Raw genomic sequence first — 20,838 nt, forward strand, 5'->3', positions numbered from 1 at the left:
ACCTCAGTGACGAGGAAAAAGGAGAAGAGAGGTCCTCATGGTGGTGATGAAGACCTCAGTGACGAGGAAAAAGGAGAAGAGAGGTTCTCATGGTGGTTATGAAGACCTCAGTGACGAGGAAAAAGGAGAAGAGAGGTTCTCATGGAGGTTATGAAGACCTCAGTGACGAGGAAAAAGGAGAAGAGAGGTCCTCATGGTGGCTATGAAGACCTCAGTGACGAGGAAAAAAGGAGAAGAGAGGTTCTCATGGTGGTGATGAAGACCTCAGTGACGAGGAAAAAGGAGAAGAGAGGTTCTCATGGTGGCTATGAAGACCTCAGTGACGAAGAAAAAGGAGAAGAGAGGTTCTCATGGAGGTTATGAAGACCTCAGTGACGAGGAAAAAGGGGAGAGAGGTCTTCACTTTCATACAATGAAATTCCATTGAAATGGTCAAGGATGAAGCGTAAAGATTCTGGCATTATATCACAGCATCTGGGACCATGATTTCATTTTGGCAGTTACTCGAGGGTAAGTGCTTTTTTTTCTGTGATTAAAATTTCCTTTATACTCATGGTTAATATTCCTAAATATGGTCAAACTAAAAAAGGATAAGATCAATAAATAGTTGGGATAGAAATTAAACTAATGAGAATGTGAGGGGGCAATGTAACAATGATACCCATCATACTTAAAAAGTGGATCCTACTGGTAGTTGTCTTCGTTGCCGCATCTGGATTGCTTTATACGTTTGCCACTTATGAAGGTGCAGCAGATGAGAATGAATATGTGGATGAAGAAGTACTTGAGGATGCGTTTGAAGTAAACGGTCCATTGACATTGAAGGTTGTGTTGGAACGAATCTATCTCGATGGCGAGGTTAGTGAGGAAATTCTGGATGAGACCGTTTGGGCAATGGAGGACTTTTGGGCTCAATACGAGGATTGGCAGGTTATAGACCTGGATGGAGAACAAGTTGTGTTTCAACAATATATTGATGACATATCACCTTTATTGAAATCCAATGGATACTTTGGAATCTCTGATGATGGAATTCTTACCATATATGAGGGAAAGCCAACAGAGGCATCCAAGATTATACAATCCTTTTTCCAGATTGATGTAGGAAAACTGGAAAGCCACCAGCACGAGCAATTAAAAGGTGGAATTAAAGTGGGAACCAAAGATGATTATGTGCAAGTATTGGAGACCTTCAAGCCTTATACGACCAAAAAACAATAAACAGGCCGGCATCTTGCTGGTCTGTTTTTCGCATTGGTCCGTGTCATGGTTAATTTACCTTAACAATTGTACTAAAATATGCTATCTTTTTCTTTTGAGCCGATAGTTTCTTCTATTCATGGTAAAATGGAGAGTAGAAGTTGAACGAAAAAGGAGAGTATTTCTACGTTGATCGATTTTATTAGAGGTTTTGTCGAATACGTGTCACCGGAACATGTTGTGGTGGAAGTGATGGGAGTGGGTTATCAGGTGAATGCGCCAAACCCTTTCATCTATCAAGTGGACCGCGACAAAGAAGTGACCATTTATACATATCAACATGTCAGGGAAGATATTTTGGCCCTATATGGGTTTAAAACGAGAGAAGATAAAAATCTGTTTATGAAGCTTTTGAACGTTACAGGCATTGGTCCAAAAGGGGCACTTGCCATTTTAGCATCTGGTCAGCCCGCACAGGTGGTTCATGCCATAGAAAATGAGGACGAAAAATTCCTCGTCAAATTCCCGGGTGTGGGAAAGAAAACAGCAAGACAAATCATATTAGACCTAAAGGGTAAGCTGAACGACCTTGTACCTAGTGCTTTCCCAGATCTTTTTCAGCCTGATGTAGAAGTAAATGTCACGACCTCTTCCAGTTCTGCATTGGATGAAGCATTAGAGGCATTGAAAGTATTAGGTTATGGTGACCGGGAAATCAAAAAAATTGTCCCTGCATTGAAAAAAGAAGACCTATCTACAGATCAATATGTAAAAAGAGCATTACAGCTCCTCTTGAAATAATATGGGACTTTATACTCTGACTTAGGAAAGGGGGAACCACATGATGGATGATCGCATGGTTTCACAGGATGCAACCTTGGAGGAGCATTCTTTAGAATATAGTTTAAGGCCACAAACCCTGCAGCAATATATTGGACAAGATAAAGTGAAGGAAAACCTGGAAGTGTTTATACAAGCGGCAAAAATGCGCCAGGAAACCTTGGATCATGTCCTGCTATACGGACCTCCCGGACTTGGGAAAACGACGCTTGCAGCTATCATAGCGAATGAGATGGGAGTGCAACTTCGCACCACCGCAGGACCTGCCATTGAACGTCCAGGCGACCTTGCAGCAATTTTGTCTGCATTAGAACCTGGTGATGTCCTTTTCATTGATGAAATTCACCGTCTTCATCGTTCCATCGAAGAGGTTCTATATCCTGCAATGGAGGATTTCTGCCTGGATATCGTGATAGGGAAGGGACCAACCTCAAAATCTGTCCGTCTTGATCTTCCTCCTTTCACGCTTGTCGGTGCTACTACAAGAGTGGGCTTACTAACAGCGCCTCTTAGAGACCGTTTTGGGGTACTGAGCAGGTTGGAGTATTATAACGAAGAGCAGTTAATGGAAATATGCCTGCGCACTGCACAGATCCTGGAGATCGGATTACAGCAGGATGCAGCTATCGAGATAAGCAGAAGAGCAAGGGGAACCCCGCGTATTGCTAATCGGCTATTGCGAAGGGTGAGGGATTTTGCCCAAGTTTTAGGTAAGGATACAATTAGTGTTTCTCTAGCAAAAGAAGCGTTAGATCGCTTGCAGGTAGATAAACTTGGATTAGATCATATCGACCACAAGCTGCTGATGGGCATCATTGAAAAGTTCCGTGGTGGTCCGGTTGGAGTGGATACTATCGCAGCAACCATTGGAGAAGAATCCCATACTATTGAAGATGTGTATGAGCCATACCTCTTGCAAATTGGATTTCTCCAACGAACTCCACGCGGCCGGGTCGTGACAGACTTAGTGTACCGTCATTTCAATATGGAGGTGCCAAAAGAATAATGGAACTGCCTAAAATGCTGATGGTAATTGGAGCGGTGCTTTTAATCGTAGGATTTCTCTGGCAAGTGGTCGGCAAAATCCCAGGAGACATTGTTGTGAAAAAAGGCAATGTAACCTTCTTCTTCCCAATCGTAACATCCATCATCATCAGTATCGTACTAAGTCTTATTTTTTACTTTATTGGCCGATTTAGATAAAAGAGAATCCACCTGTAGACTGAAGCGCAAGGTGTGAGACTCCAGCGATGGAACGGTAGGTTTAGACCCTGTAGGCGAAGGAAGCCACTGAAAAACTGAATAATCATGTACTTAGTGATTTCTAGCTGTGGATTGGAGCAAAAGGCGAAGACTCCTGAGGGAGATAGCGGTACCTTGAGACCCCGCAGCAAAGCGAGGAGGCTCAAGCACCGCCCCTAGGAAAGCGAAGCCATTTGCGGAAATCCACAGCGGTGTCTGAACAACACCTTAATTTTAGATACTTTTTCAGTGGTTTCTAACTTTGCGAGGAGGCTCAAGCACCGTCCTCTGGATAAGCGAACACCTGGAACGAAAGGATACAGGTGTTAAAGTAGACTCTATGATATAAGAAAGCAAACAAGAAAAGGTGACACTATGAAGATAGATTTATTTGATTTCCATTTACCAGAAGAACTAATTGCACAAACTCCACTAGAACAAAGAGAAGCATCGCGCCTAATGGTACTTAACAAACAAACCGGGGAACTAACGCATGAACCTACTTTCCGCTCCATCTTGGACTACGTAAATGAAGGAGATTGCCTTGTCCTAAATGATACAAGAGTATTGCCTGCTCGTCTTTTTGGCGTGAAAAGTGAAACAGGGGCAAAAATTGAAGTACTACTATTGAAACAAATAGAGGGTGACACATGGGAAACCCTCATTAAGCCTGCTAAACGTGTAAAAGAAGGCACTGTGGTATCCTTCGGTGATGGGCGTTTAACTGCCATTTGCACAGGCGAGAGCGAGCATGGCGGTAGAAAACTTGATTTCCGATATGATGGCATCTTTTACGAAGTATTAGATAGCTTAGGAGAAATGCCGCTACCTCCATATATCAAAGAACAACTAGAAGACCGCGACCGTTATCAGACTGTCTTTGCGAGGGAAACTGGTTCAGCTGCAGCTCCTACAGCAGGTCTCCATTTTACAGAAGAACTGCTAGATGCATTGAAGGATAAAGGAGTACACACTGCTTTCATTACCCTTCATGTAGGACTTGGAACATTCCGCCCAGTTAGCGTGGATTCCGTAGAAGAGCATGATATGCATGCAGAGTTTTATCAGATGTCAGAAGGCACTGCAAGACTTTTAAACGAAGTTCGCAGTAATGGTGGAAGAATCATCACAGTTGGCACCACTTCCACACGAACACTTGAAACGATTGCAAGAGATCATGGGGAGTTTAAAGAGGCGAACGGATGGACAAGCATATTCATATACCCGGGTTATCAGTTTGCTGCCATTGACGGCATGATAACAAACTTCCACCTTCCAAAATCAACTCTAATCATGCTCGTAAGCGCACTTGCCGGCCGTGAACATGTTATGCACGCATATGAAGAAGCAGTTAAACAAAGATATCGCTTCTTCAGCTTTGGCGATGCAATGTTGATAGTATAATGGGACTCTTTTGAAGGGGAGCTGAAAGAATGAACATATCTATCCTTGATCCAAAAGAGATTCCCGGAAATTTTCTATCAGGATTTAAACGGTATCAGCAAACAAAGGATGTCTATGTGATGGATAACAATCAACTCCTGAAAAAAGAGGATGCGTTTGTAGATGATTGGAACGAGCAACAGAAACAGAACATCGCATCGCATCTTAGAGAAACCGCTGAAAAAGGTGGAGCAGTAATCTGTGTGAAAGAAGACGGGAAGCTACTAGGCTTTTCTGTCATTGAACCAGATGAATTTGGAACGGAGTCAACCTACCTGGAACTATCCTTTATCCATGTTTCTGCAGACCATAGAGGACAAAAGATAGGTGAAAAGCTTTTCCGAAAAACGATGGAAAAAGCAAGAGAGATGGGGGCGAACAAGCTTTATATTGGTGCTCATCCAGCTGTCGAAACGCAGCATTTTTACAAAAAAATGGGCTGTTTGCCTGCTCAAGAAATTCACCAGCCTATTTATGATCGTGAGCCCAGAGATGTACAATTGGAAGTGACGCTTTAGTTTCACCTATGACATCAACCGCTTTAAATACTGCCCGCGGAAAGCGAACAACCAAAACAAATGCAATGCTTTATAGAAATCCTAAGGAGAATACAATGACAGCAATCAGATATGAACTAATCAAAACATGTAAACAGACAGGCGCACGCCTTGGCATCGTTCACACACCACATGGAAGCTTTGAAACACCGGTATTCATGCCAGTGGGAACACTTGCCACAGTTAAAACAATGTCCCCAGAAGACGTCAAAGCAATGGGTGCCGGAATCATCCTAAGCAACACCTACCACCTATGGCTGCGTCCAGGCAATGAAATTGTTAAAGAAGCGGGCGGGCTCCACAAATTCATGAACTGGGACCGCGCCATTCTTACTGACTCCGGCGGCTTCCAGGTATTCAGTCTGAGCGACCTGCGTAAGATTGAGGAAGAAGGGGTACACTTCCGCAACCATATGAACGGAGATAAGCTTTTCTTATCGCCAGAAAAAGCGATGCATATCCAAAATGACCTTGGTTCTGACATCATGATGGCATTTGACGAATGTCCGCCGTATCCTGCCACACATGAATACATGAAAAAATCAGTAGAACGTACATCTCGCTGGGCGGAACGATGCTTAGAAGCACACCAGCGTCCACAAGACCAAGGATTGTTCGGTATCGTTCAAGGTGGGGAATATGAGGATTTACGTAAGTTAAGCGCACAAGACCTCGTATCCATGGATTTCCCTGGCTATGCAGTTGGGGGCTTATCTGTAGGAGAGCCGAAAGATGTCATGAATCGCACGCTTGAATTCACGACACCGTGGTTGCCCACAGACAAGCCGCGTTACCTCATGGGTGTTGGATCTCCAGACTCCCTAATTGATGGAGCGATTCGCGGAATTGATATGTTTGACTGCGTATTGCCGACTAGAATTGCCCGAAATGGGACATTAATGACTAGTGAAGGCCGCTTGGTTGTTAAAAATGCGAAGTTTGCACGTGACTTTGGACCTCTTGATCCCGAGTGCGACTGCTACACTTGCACAAATTATTCCAGAGCTTACATTCGCCACCTAATCAAATGTGACGAAACTTTGGGAATTAGGCTTACAACTTACCATAACCTTTATTTTCTGGTAAAATTAATGGAGAATGTCAGACAAGCGATCCGCGAAGATCGTCTGGGGGACTTCAAAGAAGAGTTTTTTGAGAAATATGGATTCAATAAACCGAATGCTAAGAACTTCTAAAATCTCTTCCCATACATGACTGAGAAAGGAGGCGTTACAACATGGAAGGAATGGCTGGTGCTATTTTACCTTTAGTATTAATGTTTGCTATTTTCTACTTCTTGTTAATTCGCCCACAACAAAAGCGTCAAAAGCAAGTACGTGAAATGCAGACTAGCCTGCAAAAAGGGGACAAAGTTGTTACAATCGGTGGATTACACGGTATCGTGGATGCATTGGATGAAGACAAAATTGTCATCAAAGCAGGAGACGGATCTCGTCTTACATACGACCGTCAAGCGGTTAGAGACGTAGTTCAAGACTAATGAATAAAGAGCATGAGCCCTGTTGGGTTCATGCTCTTTTTTAATGAATAAGAAAGTATAAAAATTCAGTTGATTTCCGTTCCAGGCGCCTCGCTTGCCTGCGGGCGTTTACGCGCCTTCCACTTCAATCAACTTGGCGACTGCATTTAATTAGGGGGTGAAGGAGAGTATTTACCTGAGTTATCTTTAAGAACACTTACGTATGGTTCTAGTAATCTATAGCTGTTGATTGGAGCAAAAGGCGGAGACTCCTGAGGGAGATAGCGCTAGGTGGAGACCCCACAGGCGAAGCCGAGGAGGCTCCAGCAGTGCCCCTAGGAAAGCGGAGCCATTTGCGGAAATCAACAGCGGAGAATAACCAAGCAACTAAAAAAGGACCGGGCGGTTTTAGCCCGGTTTTACTTGCTAGGCCTTTGATGTGTGCCCACCGCTGATGTTCACTCCGATAATACCTCCCAGAGCGGCTATCCCGATAAAGCCAAGGTGAAACAGCATTTGCTGTAGGGTAAACAAGGAATCATTCCCTAAATACTGAAAAAGAAAAATGACAAGCGTGTAAGCACCGCCTGTTGCTCCGCCAAGCAGCCACCCTTTTTCTTTTCCTCTACCTCCTGAAATAAATCCACCAATAAACAGCGTAATAAAAGATAAGGTCACAATAATCCATGCCACGCTAGTTTCTTGAAGCGAGGTAAAACGCAAAAGTAAAGAAAATATAAAACTGATGAAAATCGCCAACATAAAAACGGTAATCAAGCCATACATGACAGCTAACCCAAGTCGTTTTGATTCCATGCGCACATTTCCCCTTTCATAGTACATGCTAAGTAATACAAGCATATTCACCAGAGAGTCATTATAGAATATAAATATTTTTTGGGAGGAGACTAAAGATACTATTGTCTATTTTCAGGGGAGGTGGAAGTGATGGAAGAATACATATTGATCATTGCAAGAACCATTTTTCTATATTTCCTTATCCTTTTCATCTTCCGTGTGATGGGAAAAAGAGAAATAGGTGAATTGAGTGTCTTGGACCTGGTCGTGTTTATCATGATTGCTGAAATGGCCGTCATGGCAATTGAAAATCCGAAAGACCCACTGATCCATTCGTTGCTTCCAATGTTTTTGTTAATGGGTATTCAGATTATCCTCGCCTTTGTATCGCTGAAAAGCGAACGAGTCAGAGATCTGATTGACGGAAAACCCAGTGTGATCATAAATAACGGCAAGATAGATGAAGAAGCAATGAAGAAACAAAGATATAACTTTGATGACCTCCTTGTGCAGCTCAGAGAGAAGAATGTCAAAAATGTGGCAGATGTAGAGTTTGCCATTCTTGAACCTTCAGGAAAACTATCGGTATTTGAAAAAAAGAAGGAAGAGGGGACGTTGGCAAGCGGAGAAGAATCCATGAACCTGCCGCTGGTTATGGATGGAGTCATCCAAGAAGAACATTTAAAAAATATCGGTAAAACGAATCTTTGGCTTAGACAACAACTCAGATCGCTTGGATACAAAGATATCCAAAAAATTTCCTACTGTAGCTATGATCATGGAGTGTTTTTTATTGATCTGATTGATGAATAATCCAAATGGGGTGTCCAGAATTAATAGTCAGACACCCCAAATTGGTATACACGTTATCTCGCCAGCCACTTTTTCAAAAATGGAAGTCTTGCAAGTTCTTCTCTTTTTACTAATCCAAAAGCCAATAAAAGAACTAAATATAAAATACATGTCAGAATTATCATCAGACCACTCCGTTGTCCCACGCCAAAACCAAGCATAAAATGGTCGACCATCCACATTCCTGCGATTACGCATATCCCCATGGTAATCAAGCTTTTTACATAATCACGGATATATAGCGAATAGTTAAGAGCCTTCATAATGGTTGCCATATGCAATAAGGTGACAAGCATCATTCCAATGACAATACCAAGTGCCGCACCCATGATCCCAAAAGCAGGCTTACTCGCCAAAACAAAGATAACAGCTGTTTTCACCGTCGCACCAATGAAGCTGTTAATCATGGCTGCTTTTGCAAGGTCCAATGCCTGTAATGTGGCCTGCAGAGGTCCTTGGAAATAGTAAAATAAAAAGAATGGGGCCATCACTTTTATATAAATAGCCGCTTTGCTGCTGCCATACATCAATAACATGATTGGCTCCGCATAAACGAAAAGAAGTACCACAGCTAGTCCACCTGTGACAAAGGAAAGCCTCAATGCTTGTTGTAGGCGATGCTCGATAAGGATGCTGTTTTTTTTAGCTGCCGCTTCACTAATGGCAGGAACGAGTGCAGTGGATAAGGAATAAGTAATAAAGGAAGGTAACATCATCAACGGAAGGGCAAATCCGACCAGTTCCCCGTACTGTTTAGTGGCCATGGCTGTAGCGACACCGGCAATAGCCAAGCTTTGTGCAACGACAATTGGTTCAAAAAACCAAGCAACAGATCCAATCATCCGGCTTCCTGTTGTAGGGAGGGCTATACGCATCAAGTCACGGAATGTTTCTTTTCCTTCGCCAACATAGTTAAAAAACTTTCGACGAAGACGGAAGGATTTTTTATTTTTGAAAACAAAAAGCATATATAGCAAGGACATCAGTTCCCCTACAACTGCGGAAAGCATAGCGCCTGCTGCTGCATATTCAATCCCGTATGGGAGCAATGCTTTTGTACAAGCGGCAACTAAGGAAATCCGGACCACCTGTTCAATGACTTGTGAAATGGCGGATGGTTTCATATTCTGCCTACCTTGGAAATAGCCTCGAAGGACAGATGAGATCGCAATAATCGGAACAACAGGTGCAATAGCCATCAATGGGTAATAGGTTCTTGGGTCTGTAAATAAATGATTAGATAAGTAAGGAGCGAGGAGAATCATGGCGGGAGTGAAGACAATGCTGAGCGCTCCAGTCGTGGCAAGGGATACGACCAAAATCTTTTTGATTTTACGGTGATTCCCTTGGGCTTCTGCCTCTGCGACCAATTTGGAAATGGCAACAGGCAAGCCAAGTTGGGTAATAGTTATGGTAAGTACAAGGGTAGGAACCGCCATCATATAAAGTCCCACGCCTTCTTCTCCGATAAACCTTGCTACTACAATCCGGTTGACAAAACCTAAAACCCTTGTGATCAACCCGGCAATTATTAAAATCAAGGTTCCTCTTAAAAATGTTTGCTTTGTCATCCCATTCCCTGCCTTCTCAATTACTGACTTATCATATACAATTATCTATATGCACAAGAGTGGGCCAAGCATGACAAGTATTATCAAGGAGATAGTGAGAGGGAAAGAAGTGTTTCTGAAATAAGCCTTACAATGAAAGAGTGAATTGAATGGGGGTTCAATGAACAATGAAAAAGGAAACCAATGAACATGCTTATGACCTTTTCCGGTACGACCTGAGGCCGATACTGCAAAGCAAGCTGGAGGAATTTCAACTTTTCGGCTATGACACCGTTTCAGAAGACGAATTGTGGGAATGCTTGACAAAAAAGAAATGGAAGCGTCCTGAAACCAAAAGACTGTTTGAACTAGTCAATGATGTGTACAGTTTATCGGTTACAGACTATATGAGTTACGTCACAATTGAAGCGTACAAAGCACCAAACTATTTTACCTCACAAAAAGATTAAATTTTCAGCAAAAATTGACAGGCATTCATGGATGAATCATAATGGTACATGATGGCATTGAAACGGCTTTTATTAAATATTTTACATAATTATTTTTGAAACATGAACGAAGCCCTAGTGTCCATAAAACGGAAGTTATTTCATCGATTGTAAGTGCAGAAGGAGGATTTTTCACGCATGGTCAAAAGAGGACGGATCGTAGCATTCTTTTTACTTCTTATTTTGATTGGAAGTACAATTGGAGTGTTTACGAACCCAATTACAAAAGATATCAAACTTGGTCTTGATCTCCAAGGGGGCTTTGAGGTCCTTTATAAAGTAAAACCTATCAATGAAAATAGTGAAGTGGATCGTGATTTACTTGTAAGTACGGTCAGTGCACTGAATAAACGTGTCAACGTTTTGGGTGTTAGTGAACCAAATATCCAAATTGAAGGCGATGACCGTATCCGTGTCCAGCTTGCCGGAGTAGAAGATCAGTCAAAGGCTAGGGAACTTTTATCCACTGAAGCGAAGTTAACCTTCCGTGATGTTAATGACAAGCTACTCATGGATGGATCAGCCTTGGCAGAGGGAGGAGCAAGTCAGTCCTTTGATAATAATAATGCACCTAGTGTTGCGCTGACGCTGCGTTCAGCTTCACAATTTGCAGACGTTACTAGCCAAGTTAAAGATATGGGTATCGGCCAAAATCTGATGGTTATCTGGTTGGATTTTGAAGAAGGTGTAGATTCATATGAAGTCGAAGCAGGAAAAGCGGACCCTAAATATTTATCTGCAGCCAGAGTAGATCGTGTTTTAAATGAAACGAACGTACAGATTACAGGGAATTTTACTATCGAATCTGCTAAGGAGTTAGCAGAACTTCTTAATGCAGGCTCTTTACCTGTAGAGCTGGAAGAGATTTATTCCACGTCAGTTGGAGCTAAATTTGGAGAAACAGCACTTCAGAAAACAGTACTTGCAGGGATTATTGGTATTAGTGCAATCCTGATTTTCATGCTTGTATATTACCGTTTGCCAGGCTTGGTGGCGGTTGTAACTTTGAGTACGTATATTTTTCTAATTCTACTTGTGTTCGAATTGATGAACGGGGTTCTCACCTTGCCGGGTATTGCAGCGTTGATACTTGGGGTTGGTATGGCCGTGGACGCCAATATCATTACTTATGAACGTATTAAAGAAGAACTAAAGCTTGGCAGGTCTGCCATGTCAGCGTTCCGTGCAGGAAGCAGAAACTCGTTTTCAACCATTCTAGATGCAAACCTGACTACGCTTCTAGCAGCTGGAGTCATGTTTGTATATGGAACTAGTTCTGTTAAAGGCTTTGCTACCATGTTAATTGTCAGTATCCTGTTGAGCTTTATTACAGCTGTTTTCGGATCAAGACTTTTGCTTGGCCTGTGGGTGAACAGTAGATTCATGAATAATAAGCCACATCTATTCGGTGTAAAAAAAGAGGATATCCTTGATATCAATATGACAGATGAACATACAGAGCCTCCAAATAGATTTGAAAACTGGGATTTCTTGAAGCATCGCAAAAAATTCTTTATGCTCTCAGGTGCTTTGGTGGTTGTAGGAATCATTGTTCTTGCAGTTTTCCGTTTGAACCTTGGTATTGATTTTGCAGCCGGGACAAGGGTGGAAATCTTAAGTGAGACAAGCCTGACTGCCGAAGGGATTACAGAAGAATTGACCTCCATTGGTCTAAAGCCTAAAGATGTGGTACTTGCCGGAAACAATAATGAAATTGCCGTTGCAAGATATGTGGATGATTTTTCACAGACTGAGATAGCGGAAGTTAAAGAGTATGTCCAAAATAAGTATGGCTCGGAGCCAAGTGTTAGTACGGTCTCTCCGACTGTCGGACAAGAGCTAGCAAGGAATGCCTTCTTTGCTATATTGATAGCTGCGGTGGGAATCATTATCTATGTAACCATTCGATTTGAATGGATGTTCGCACTTGCTGCCATCGTGGCATTGTTCCATGACGCCTTCTTTATCGTTGCGTTCTTCAGTTTAACAAGGCTTGAAGTAGATATTACCTTCATTGCGGCCTTGTTGACGATTGTTGGTTATTCTATCAATGACACAATTGTTACGTTTGACCGGATCCGTGAAAACCTGAAAAAGAAAAAACGGGTTAAAACATATGAAGATTTAAAAGATATTGTGAATAAAAGCTTACAGCAAACTTTCGTCAGATCCTTAAATACGGTTGGGACTGTAGTTTTAGCAGTCATCGCCTTGCTTATTTTCGGTAGTGAATCGATTACTAATTTCTCGATTGCTCTGTTGGTAGGGTTGATTGTTGGTACGTATTCTTCCCTTTTTATTGCAGCACAGCTGTGGATGAACTGGAAATATAAACAGATCAGTAAACCAAAGAAGGCTCCGGTAGAAGATCCAGAGCCAGAAGTATAATTGTTTCTGTCACAGTGCCTGTTAAGGTGCTGTGGCATTTTTATTTCTTAAGTTTTTGAGAGGGATATGCTCTATTTCGGGTACAATAGAAGAAGAGAATGCAAAGGGGTGTACGTTATGGAACATAATGAGCGGTTTAAAAAAGCCGAGTTTGCAGCATTGGTCGGGGTAGTAGGGAACGTAGTTTTAGCTGCATTGAAAGCTTGGGCCGGAATTGTCGCTAACAGTCGAGCGCTCGTTGCAGACGCTGTTCATTCTGCATCTGATGTTGCTGGGTCTTTGGCTGTATACATAGGTTTGAGGGCAGCAAAGCAGCCCCCTGATGAAGATCATCCATATGGTCATGGAAAAGCAGAAAATATTGCTGCAATAATTGTCGCGGTCCTTTTATTGATTGTCGGGTTTGAAATTGGTAAATCTTCTTTTCAGGCATTCTTTGAACCGATTAAGGCACCAAAAGCTCTAGCCATTTACGTAGTTGTCTTTTCCATCATCGTAAAGGAAATTATGTTTCGATATAAGTACAACTTGGGAAAAAGAATAAAGAGCGATGCCATCATTGTCAATGCCTATGAACATCGATCTGACGTTTTCTCCTCCATCGCAGCTTTAATCGGAATTGGCGGAGCGGTCTTAGGAGGTTACATCGGAGTAGATTGGTTAGTGTATCTCGATCCTGTAGCCGGAATTGTTGTAGCTCTTATGATTATCAAAATTTCTTGGCAGCTTGGTTCGGAGTCCATACACAATACAATGGACCATGTCATGCATGAGGAAGACACGGAAGAATTTAGAGATGTTGTCCTAACTGTACCCGGAGTAATGAAAATTGACAGTCTGCATGCAAGGGAACATGGTCACTATGTCATTATTGATTTAAAAATTTCCGTGGACCCATACATTACCGTGGAAGATGGTCATAAAATAGGTAAAAACGTGAAGGCAAAACTCATTGAAAATAAAGAAGTTCAGGATGTGTTTGTGCATATCAATCCATACTCTGAATAAGAGATTGAGGGGGAGATTAAGATGAAGACACAATGGTACCTTTTAGCAGGAGTACTTTTCACCATCGTTGTTGCCATTTTTGCGGTATTAAATGTTGCACCGGTTGAGGTGAACTATTTATTCGGGACAGCGGAATGGCCGTTGGTGTTAGTGATATTATTCTCGACTTTGATGGGTATTGTTATTGCTGGCTCTATCGGGATTTACCAGGTGGTCATGGTAAAAAGACGGATGCAGCAGAAGCATGCCGGGACATCGATGGAAAAAACGGGATCTTCTGAGCCGGTCGCAGACAAAGAAAATACGGTGGAGACAGTTGGGGAGAGACGCAGGTCGCGCTAGTTTTTAGTTTTTGCGCAAAAAAGGTGTGTTTTTTTATAAAATACGCCTTTTTTTGTTGTGGAAAAATGGTTCGGACAATTATGTTCTTTGTTCGGTCAAAAATGGCTGAGATTTTGGGATCTTCGGACATTTGAATGGGGTGGTTCGGTCAAGAATGCTAGTGGTTCGGCCATTTGAAATTTTGGTTCGGTCAACTTTTGAGAATCTTCGGTCATTTACGCGGAATCTTTGGACAATTTTCCAAAATCTTCGGTCAACTTCACGAAAACTTCGGACATTTGCTCAAAGGCAGCAAAAAAGCTTTGAAAAATGGATTTAAGAGCTTACGTGCGGTACCAGACCCCAGCGGTGTGTGTGGTAAGTTACATAGTTTGTTGGTTTTTGGGGTCAGGTACCCTTTGTAGACCCATTGAAGCAACATCAACTCTCTTGTATAATTAATTAGGCTAAGGGAGGAATTAGTTTGTTAGCTTCTAAATCTAGATGGAATATAAATCAATCAAGAATGGAACAAGTTGATTATTTAGCACAGTCTTTAAATATTGCCCCTCTTATTGCTACCCTTTTGGTGAATAGAGGGTTTGATACAATAGATGCAGCAAAAGAATTTTTATATACAAATGACCAAGAATTTCATGATCCTTTTTTAATGGAGGACATGGGCAAGCTTGTGGAGAGAGTAAATCAAGCGATTGCAAAAGAAGAGAAAATACTTGTGTTTGGTGACTATGATGCAGATGGAGTCAGCAGCACGACCGTCATGGTCACTGCCCTTCGTGAAGTCGGCGCGCTGGTAGATTTTTATATCCCCAACCGTTTTACAGAAGGATATGGACCAAATGAAAATGCCTTCCAACAAGCAAAAGACAACGGGTATTCTGTGATTATTACAGTCGACACGGGAATCTCTGCCCTGTATGAGGCAAAAGTGGCGAAAGAACTAGGCTTGGATTTGATCATCACCGATCACCATGAGCCGGGACCAGAATTGCCTGATGCTTTTGCAATTATTCATCCCAAAAAAGAAACCTGCTCCTATCCATTTGATGACCTCGCTGGTGTTGGTGTTGCATACAAGGTAGCGCATGCACTCCTAGGTAAAAACCCAGAGCACCTGCTGGATGTGGCTGCTATTGGTACCATTGCAGATTTGGTCCCATTGGTAGGGGAGAACAGATTGCTTGCCTCTAAAGGAATTAAAAAGATGCAACAGACCACACGTGTCGGACTGAAAGCTCTTTTGCAAAAATGCGGAGTGGAATTGCATACGGTATCAGAAGAGACGGTAGGATTCTCCATAGGACCTCGAATTAATGCGGTAGGGAGACTGGATAATGCAGATCCCGCGGTTCATCTTCTTATGACAAATGATCCTGAAGAAGCTAAGATGCTTGCAGAGGAAATGGAAGCTTACAACAAAGAGAGACAGCAAATTGTGACCCAAATTACCGAAGAAGCCATCCAACAGGTGGAAGAGAAATATCCGCCTGAAGATAATGGTTTCATTATAGTAGGGGGGAACAACTGGAATGCAGGAGTAATTGGAATTGTCGCATCCCGCCTTGTAGATCGCTTTTACAGACCGACTATCGTGTTGAGCCTTGATGAGGATAAAGGGTTGGCAAAAGGATCTGCCCGTTCCATTGCAGGGTTCGATCTTTTTGAGAATCTTTCGGAATGCCGCGATATTTTACCTCATTTTGGTGGTCATCCAATGGCGGCGGGGATGACGTTAAAAATAGAAGATGTAACAGAACTCAGACAAAGAATGAATCAAAAGGCGTTAGAAATCCTGACAAAGGAAGATTTCACCCCAATTACAGAAGTGGATATTGAGTGCAAAGTGGAAGAGGTAACACTTTCAACGATCGAACAGTTGGAAATGCTATCTCCATTCGGAGTAGCCAATCCGAAACCGAAAGTGCTGGTCAAAGATGTCCTGCCACAGCAGATTCGCCAGATAGGGAACAAGAGCAACCATCTCAAACTGGTTATTGAACAGGAAGGAAGTTCACTGGACTGCGTGGGCTTTGGCTTTGGAGAAACCTATCATCACGTGTCCCCTGGAGCATCCCTTGATGTATTAGGAGAACTCTCTATCAATGAGTGGAACAATTTCCGCAAGCCCCAACTTTTCCTGAAAGATATAAGAGTGACAGATTGGCAGCTTTTCGATATCCGTTCCATTAAACAGTTAAATCAAACATTAAATGGAATAGATAAATCGAAACTCCACATCCTATATTTTAATGAAAATACTTTGGAAGAAATAAATCTGCACACTGAATTACGTCCATATGCAAGTATGGTTACAGAGGATGCTAATGTAGATTTGACAGGAAAGTACGTTGTCATTTTGGATATCCCATCTGAAGAAACTCACCTGTCCCGTTTATTAAACAACAGTACGCCTGACCGCATTTATGCCTCCTTCTATCAAAAGGAGAATCATTTCTTCTCTACGATTCCGACAAGAGAACACTTTAAATGGTTCTACGCATTACTTGCAAAAAAAGGATCTTTTGACTTGAGGAAGCATGCTGAAGATATTGCCAAGCACCGCGGCTGGTCAAAAGAAACAGTGGATTTTATATCACAGGTGTTTTTTGACTTAGAATTTGTTACAATAGACAAGGGTTTTATCGCATTAAACCATGCAGCGAAAAAACGGGACTTTGAAGAGTCTCCAACTTATCGTAAAAAGCAACAGCAAGTGATGCTTGAAAACTTGTTTTTATACTCATCATATAAACAATTGAAAGCGTGGTTTGATCAGCATCTAACCAAGCAATGCACTGTTCATTCATAGGAGGAAAATAGAAGATGGATTTAAAGAAATTCGTAACAATCGTTCCTGATTGGCCAAAACCTGGTATTCAGTTCAAGGATATTACAACGCTAATGGACAATGGTGATGCATACCGTTATGCAACAGACCAAATTGTTGAATATGCTCGTGATAAAGAAGTAGATCTAATTGTTGGACCGGAAGCACGTGGATTTATCATTGGTTGTCCGGTAGCGTATTCTCTAGGAGTTGGCTTTGCGCCGGTTCGTAAAGAGGGGAAACTTCCTCGTGAAGTAGCACGTGTAGAATACGGACTAGAGTACGGCAAAGATGTCCTGACTATCCATAAAGATGCAATCAAGCCGGGTCAACGCGTTTTGATTACAGACGATTTGCTTGCAACGGGTGGTACAATTGAAGCGACGATCAAGCTTGTTGAAGAGCTTGGCGGAGTAGTTGCCGGGATCGCATTCCTTATCGAGCTATCCTACTTGGATGGACGCAGCAAACTAGACGGATTCGATATTCTTACTTTAATGAAATACTAATCTCTACTAAATGACTAGGGCAATTGAATTGCTCTAGTTTTTTTCATATATGATGATAGCGGCCTAGTACTATTTTCTGCTCTCATTAATAAAATGAAAAGATAGGAAAAAAGACTGCTTTTATTAGAAAAGTATATTTTTTACACCAATTCCTGAAAAATCTGTCGACAAATCTTTATTTTTCCCTCATAATCTCTTTACATCTACATAAAATTTCACGATAATAAAAACAATATACTTTTTTGTTCTATTCAAGTAAAGAACGAAAGAAATCTGTCCATAATGGTAAGAAAAATTAAGATGATTACAATAGGCGCTTGCGCTTTTTAATACGATTTGTTTAGTAAAATAAAAAAAGAAGTCAAAAAGGTGAGTAGAAATATGGCAAATGAGCAAGTATTAACTGCAGACCAGGTGATAGATAATGCGAGACGCTATCTAAAGGGTGAGGATATTGCCTTTTTAGAGAGAGCGTATGAGTTTGCGAAAAACGCTCATGCAGAACAGTATCGAAAATCCGGTGAGCCTTATATCATACATCCCATACAGGTCGCAGGAATCCTTGTGGACCTTGATCTAGATCCATCTACCATTGCGGCTGGGTTTCTTCATGATGTTGTCGAAGATACGTCCGTTTCCTTGGAGGAGATCAAGGAAGCCTTTAATGCTGAAGTGGCAATGCTTGTGGACGGCGTGACAAAGCTTGGGAAAATTAAGTACAAGTCTCAGGAAGAGCAACAAGCGGAAAATCATCGTAAAATGTTTGTAGCGATGGCTCAAGATATCCGCGTTATTTTGATTAAGCTTGCAGACCGTCTTCATAATATGAGGACATTGAAACATCTTCCGCAAGAAAAGCAACGACGGATCTCAAACGAAACCCTTGAAATTTTTGCGCCGCTTGCCCATCGCTTGGGAATTAGTAAAATTAAATGGGAACTTGAAGATACCGCACTTCGTTATCTGAACCCACAACAATACTATCGCATCGTTAATCTGATGAAACGCAAGCGTGCAGAGCGTGAACAATATATTTCGGAGGTTATGAATGAAGTAAACGACCGTCTCGAAGAAGTAGAAATCACTGCTGAGCTTTCTGGTCGTCCCAAGCATATTTATAGCATCTATCGTAAAATGGCTAAACAAAACAAGCAGTTTAGCGAGATTTACGACCTATTAGCTGTGCGAATCATTGTGAACAGCATTAAGGACTGTTATGCCGTCCTTGGAATTATTCACACATGCTGGAAACCGATGCCTGGACGCTTTAAAGACTATATTGCCATGCCAAAACCTAACATGTATCAATCCTTGCATACAACTGTCATTGGCCCCAAGGGAGATCCTTTGGAAGTCCAGATCCGCACAAGTGACATGCACCAGATTGCAGAATACGGGATTGCCGCGCACTGGGCGTACAAAGAGGACAAAGAAGCCGACGACCGCGCTTCTTTTGAGGAAAAATTAACATGGTTCCGCGAAATTCTCGAGTGGCAAAATGATGCCACGAATGCAGAAGAATTCATGGAGTCCTTGAAAATTGACCTGTTCTCTGATATGGTGTTCGTTTTCACGCCAAAAGGGGATGTAATTGAGCTTCCAAGCGGATCTGTACCGATTGATTTTTCATATCGTATTCACTCGGAAATTGGAAACAAGACGATCGGTGCGAAAGTGAACGGGAAAATGGTCACACTGGATTATAAGTTAAAAACTGGTGACATCATTGAGATCCTGACGTCTAAGCATTCCTATGGTCCAAGCCAGGACTGGTTAAAGCTTGCACAGACCTCCCAGGCAAAAAACAGAATCCGCCAGTTCTTCAAAAAACAGCGCCGTGAAGAAAATGTGGAAAAAGGCCGCGATCTTGTTGAAAAAGAAATCAAGGCAATGGACTTTGACCTGAAGGAAATTCTGAATGCCGAAAACATTAACCGTGTTTCGGAAAAGTTTAACTTTATGACAGCAGATGATATGTTTGCCGCAGTCGGCTATAACGGAATTACCGCTCTCCAGGTGGCAAACCGTTTGACTGAAAAACAGCGTCGTCAGCGTGATAAAGAACAACAAATTACAGATATCACGGAAAATGCAGAGAAAAAGAAAACAGCTCCTGTCAAAAAGCGTAAAGACGCAGGTGTAGTGGTACAAGGAATTGACAGCTTGCTTGTTCGCCTTTCTAAGTGCTGTAATCCTGTCCCTGGAGACGAGATTGTAGGATTCATCACAAGAGGACGTGGTGTGTCCGTTCACCGTGCCGATTGCGCAAACGTTGAAGCAGAAGGTACGAACGACCGCCTTATCGATGTTGACTGGGAAAGCGATGTGAAAGACAACCGCGAGTACAATGTGGAAATCGAGATCACAGGCTATGATCGCCGTGGCTTGTTGAATGAAGTATTACAGGCGGTTAACGAAACAAAGACCGATATTACTGCAGTTTCCGGCCGTTCTGATCGTAATAAAATGGCAACCATCCATATGGCTATTGCTATTCATAATATCAACCATCTGCATAAAGTGGTGGAGCGTATCAAACAGATTTCCGATATTTATGCTGTTCGAAGAATAATGCAGTAAGTTAGTGAGGTTTTGTCGGTATGAGGGTTGTTTTACAAAGAGCAAAAAGAGCGGAAGTGCGTGTGGACGGCGGTGTAGTGGGTAAAATCGATCGTGGATTAATGCTACTCGTTGGTGTCACCCATGAGGATACTACGGAAGATGCGGCCTATGTTGCGGAAAAAGTGGCAAACCTCCGTATTTTTGAAGATGAACAGGATAAAATGAACCTTTCCTTACTTGATGTGAAGGGTCAGATACTATCCGTTTCTCAATTCACCTTATATGGCGACTGCCGGAAGGGCCGCCGTCCTAATTTTATGGACGCTGCAAGGCCTGATCATGCAGAAACCATTTATGAAGCGTTTAACCAGGAGTTGCGCGGCAAAGGTGTGACGGTGGAGACTGGTAGGTTCGGCGCCATGATGGACGTAGATTTTGTCAATGACGGACCTGTTACGTTGATTGTGGAAAGTAAATAATAGATTGAAGCTGGTTGCATGCCTTTATATGGAGGTGTACGGCCGGCTTTTTTTGTGTATGGAGGTTGGTAGTCAAATTGTACCATTATCATAATAACTGCTGGAAAAGTTAGAATAAGCTATGAAAAAGTTATAAAAGCAGCTGTAAAAGTCACAATAACCTACATAAAAGTTACAATAGACCTTCAAAAAGACACAATAACAAAAAAGAGGACCTCTGACTCCAAAGGTCCTCTTTCATTCTATCTTTAT

Annotated in this window: 20 protein-coding genes; 18 read left to right on the forward strand and 2 right to left on the reverse strand. The window is 42.1% G+C overall.

Annotation, left to right across the window (positions count from 1 at the left end):
- Positions 1 to 141: 141 nt before the first annotated feature.
- The 9 genes from HC179_RS01900 (at position 142) to yajC (ending at position 6,783) form a co-directional block, all read left to right on the forward strand.
- Positions 142 to 363 carry a hypothetical protein gene (locus tag HC179_RS01900; RefSeq protein ID WP_168862795.1) on the forward strand — a complete coding sequence of 74 codons (222 nt, stop codon included), beginning with the start codon at positions 142 to 144 and terminating at the stop codon, positions 361 to 363.
- Positions 364 to 654: 291 nt separating this feature from the next.
- Complete coding sequence (locus tag HC179_RS01905; RefSeq protein ID WP_168862796.1) at positions 655 to 1,221, forward strand: intercompartmental signaling factor BofC; 567 nt, start codon at positions 655 to 657, stop codon at positions 1,219 to 1,221.
- A gap of 168 nt (positions 1,222 to 1,389) precedes the next feature.
- Positions 1,390 to 2,001, forward strand: a complete 612-nt coding sequence (ruvA, locus tag HC179_RS01910) for a Holliday junction branch migration protein RuvA (protein WP_168862797.1) — start codon at positions 1,390 to 1,392, stop codon at positions 1,999 to 2,001.
- 43 nt (positions 2,002 to 2,044) lie between these two features.
- On the forward strand, positions 2,045 to 3,046 hold the full coding sequence (gene ruvB / locus HC179_RS01915) for a Holliday junction branch migration DNA helicase RuvB (protein WP_168862820.1): 1,002 nt from the start codon (positions 2,045 to 2,047) through the stop codon (positions 3,044 to 3,046).
- A complete protein-coding gene (locus tag HC179_RS01920; RefSeq protein ID WP_168862821.1) occupies positions 3,043 to 3,243 on the forward strand; it encodes a DUF2905 family protein in 201 nt (66 codons plus the stop codon). The genes ruvB and HC179_RS01920 overlap by 4 nt, the downstream gene beginning before the upstream one ends.
- A gap of 414 nt (positions 3,244 to 3,657) precedes the next feature.
- A complete protein-coding gene (queA, locus tag HC179_RS01925) occupies positions 3,658 to 4,686 on the forward strand; it encodes a tRNA preQ1(34) S-adenosylmethionine ribosyltransferase-isomerase QueA (protein ID WP_168862798.1) in 1,029 nt (342 codons plus the stop codon).
- A 29-nt stretch (positions 4,687 to 4,715) separates the two neighbouring features.
- Positions 4,716 to 5,243, forward strand: a complete 528-nt coding sequence (locus tag HC179_RS01930) for a GNAT family N-acetyltransferase (RefSeq protein WP_168862799.1) — start codon at positions 4,716 to 4,718, stop codon at positions 5,241 to 5,243.
- 95 nt (positions 5,244 to 5,338) lie between these two features.
- Entirely contained in the window at positions 5,339 to 6,478 is a 1,140-nt protein-coding gene (gene tgt, locus HC179_RS01935) for a tRNA guanosine(34) transglycosylase Tgt (protein WP_047969770.1), read from the forward strand.
- A gap of 41 nt (positions 6,479 to 6,519) precedes the next feature.
- On the forward strand, positions 6,520 to 6,783 hold the full coding sequence (gene yajC, locus HC179_RS01940; protein WP_010195975.1) for a preprotein translocase subunit YajC: 264 nt from the start codon (positions 6,520 to 6,522) through the stop codon (positions 6,781 to 6,783).
- 405 nt (positions 6,784 to 7,188) lie between these two features.
- On the opposite strand, the gene HC179_RS01945 is transcribed toward yajC, so the two are convergent.
- A complete protein-coding gene (locus tag HC179_RS01945; RefSeq protein ID WP_168862800.1) occupies positions 7,189 to 7,578 on the reverse strand; it encodes a TIGR04086 family membrane protein in 390 nt (129 codons plus the stop codon).
- 132 nt (positions 7,579 to 7,710) lie between these two features.
- On the opposite strand from HC179_RS01945, the gene HC179_RS01950 reads away from it, so the two are divergent.
- Positions 7,711 to 8,373, forward strand: a complete 663-nt coding sequence (locus HC179_RS01950; protein ID WP_168862801.1) for a DUF421 domain-containing protein — start codon at positions 7,711 to 7,713, stop codon at positions 8,371 to 8,373.
- Between the two features lie 53 nt (positions 8,374 to 8,426).
- Here HC179_RS01950 and spoVB read toward each other — a convergent pair whose 3' ends face one another.
- Positions 8,427 to 9,983, reverse strand: coding sequence for a stage V sporulation protein B (gene spoVB / locus HC179_RS01955; protein WP_168862802.1), 1,557 nt, complete (start codon positions 9,981 to 9,983; stop codon positions 8,427 to 8,429).
- A 167-nt stretch (positions 9,984 to 10,150) separates the two neighbouring features.
- On the opposite strand from spoVB, the gene HC179_RS01960 reads away from it, so the two are divergent.
- The 8 genes from HC179_RS01960 to dtd all read left to right on the forward strand — a co-directional run bounded on the left by HC179_RS01960 (position 10,151) and on the right by dtd (position 20,586).
- A complete protein-coding gene (locus tag HC179_RS01960) occupies positions 10,151 to 10,432 on the forward strand; it encodes a post-transcriptional regulator (RefSeq protein WP_168862803.1) in 282 nt (93 codons plus the stop codon).
- A 177-nt stretch (positions 10,433 to 10,609) separates the two neighbouring features.
- Positions 10,610 to 12,859: a protein translocase subunit SecDF gene (secDF, locus tag HC179_RS01965; RefSeq protein ID WP_168862804.1), complete on the forward strand. Its 2,250-nt coding sequence runs from the start codon at positions 10,610 to 10,612 to the stop codon at positions 12,857 to 12,859.
- A gap of 117 nt (positions 12,860 to 12,976) precedes the next feature.
- The gene (locus HC179_RS01970; RefSeq protein ID WP_148987745.1) at positions 12,977 to 13,867 is read left to right on the forward strand and encodes a cation diffusion facilitator family transporter; all 891 of its coding nucleotides are present in this window, start codon (positions 12,977 to 12,979) and stop codon (positions 13,865 to 13,867) included.
- Positions 13,868 to 13,888: 21 nt separating this feature from the next.
- Positions 13,889 to 14,209: a LapA family protein gene (locus tag HC179_RS01975; RefSeq protein ID WP_168862805.1), complete on the forward strand. Its 321-nt coding sequence runs from the start codon at positions 13,889 to 13,891 to the stop codon at positions 14,207 to 14,209.
- A gap of 463 nt (positions 14,210 to 14,672) precedes the next feature.
- Positions 14,673 to 17,018 carry a single-stranded-DNA-specific exonuclease RecJ gene (recJ, locus tag HC179_RS01980; RefSeq protein WP_168862806.1) on the forward strand — a complete coding sequence of 782 codons (2,346 nt, stop codon included), beginning with the start codon at positions 14,673 to 14,675 and terminating at the stop codon, positions 17,016 to 17,018.
- Positions 17,019 to 17,032: 14 nt separating this feature from the next.
- Positions 17,033 to 17,545, forward strand: a complete 513-nt coding sequence (locus HC179_RS01985; protein ID WP_148987742.1) for an adenine phosphoribosyltransferase — start codon at positions 17,033 to 17,035, stop codon at positions 17,543 to 17,545.
- 381 nt (positions 17,546 to 17,926) lie between these two features.
- The gene (locus tag HC179_RS01990) at positions 17,927 to 20,125 is read left to right on the forward strand and encodes a RelA/SpoT family protein (RefSeq protein ID WP_168862807.1); all 2,199 of its coding nucleotides are present in this window, start codon (positions 17,927 to 17,929) and stop codon (positions 20,123 to 20,125) included.
- 20 nt (positions 20,126 to 20,145) lie between these two features.
- Positions 20,146 to 20,586 (forward strand): D-aminoacyl-tRNA deacylase, encoded by a 441-nt coding sequence (gene dtd / locus HC179_RS01995; protein ID WP_168862808.1) that lies wholly within the window; start codon positions 20,146 to 20,148, stop codon positions 20,584 to 20,586.
- Positions 20,587 to 20,838: the final 252 nt, after the last annotated feature.

The sequence above is a fragment of the Bacillus sp. RO1 genome (assembly GCF_012524115.1).
Taxonomy (GTDB): domain Bacteria; phylum Bacillota; class Bacilli; order Bacillales; family Bacillaceae_I; genus Sutcliffiella_A.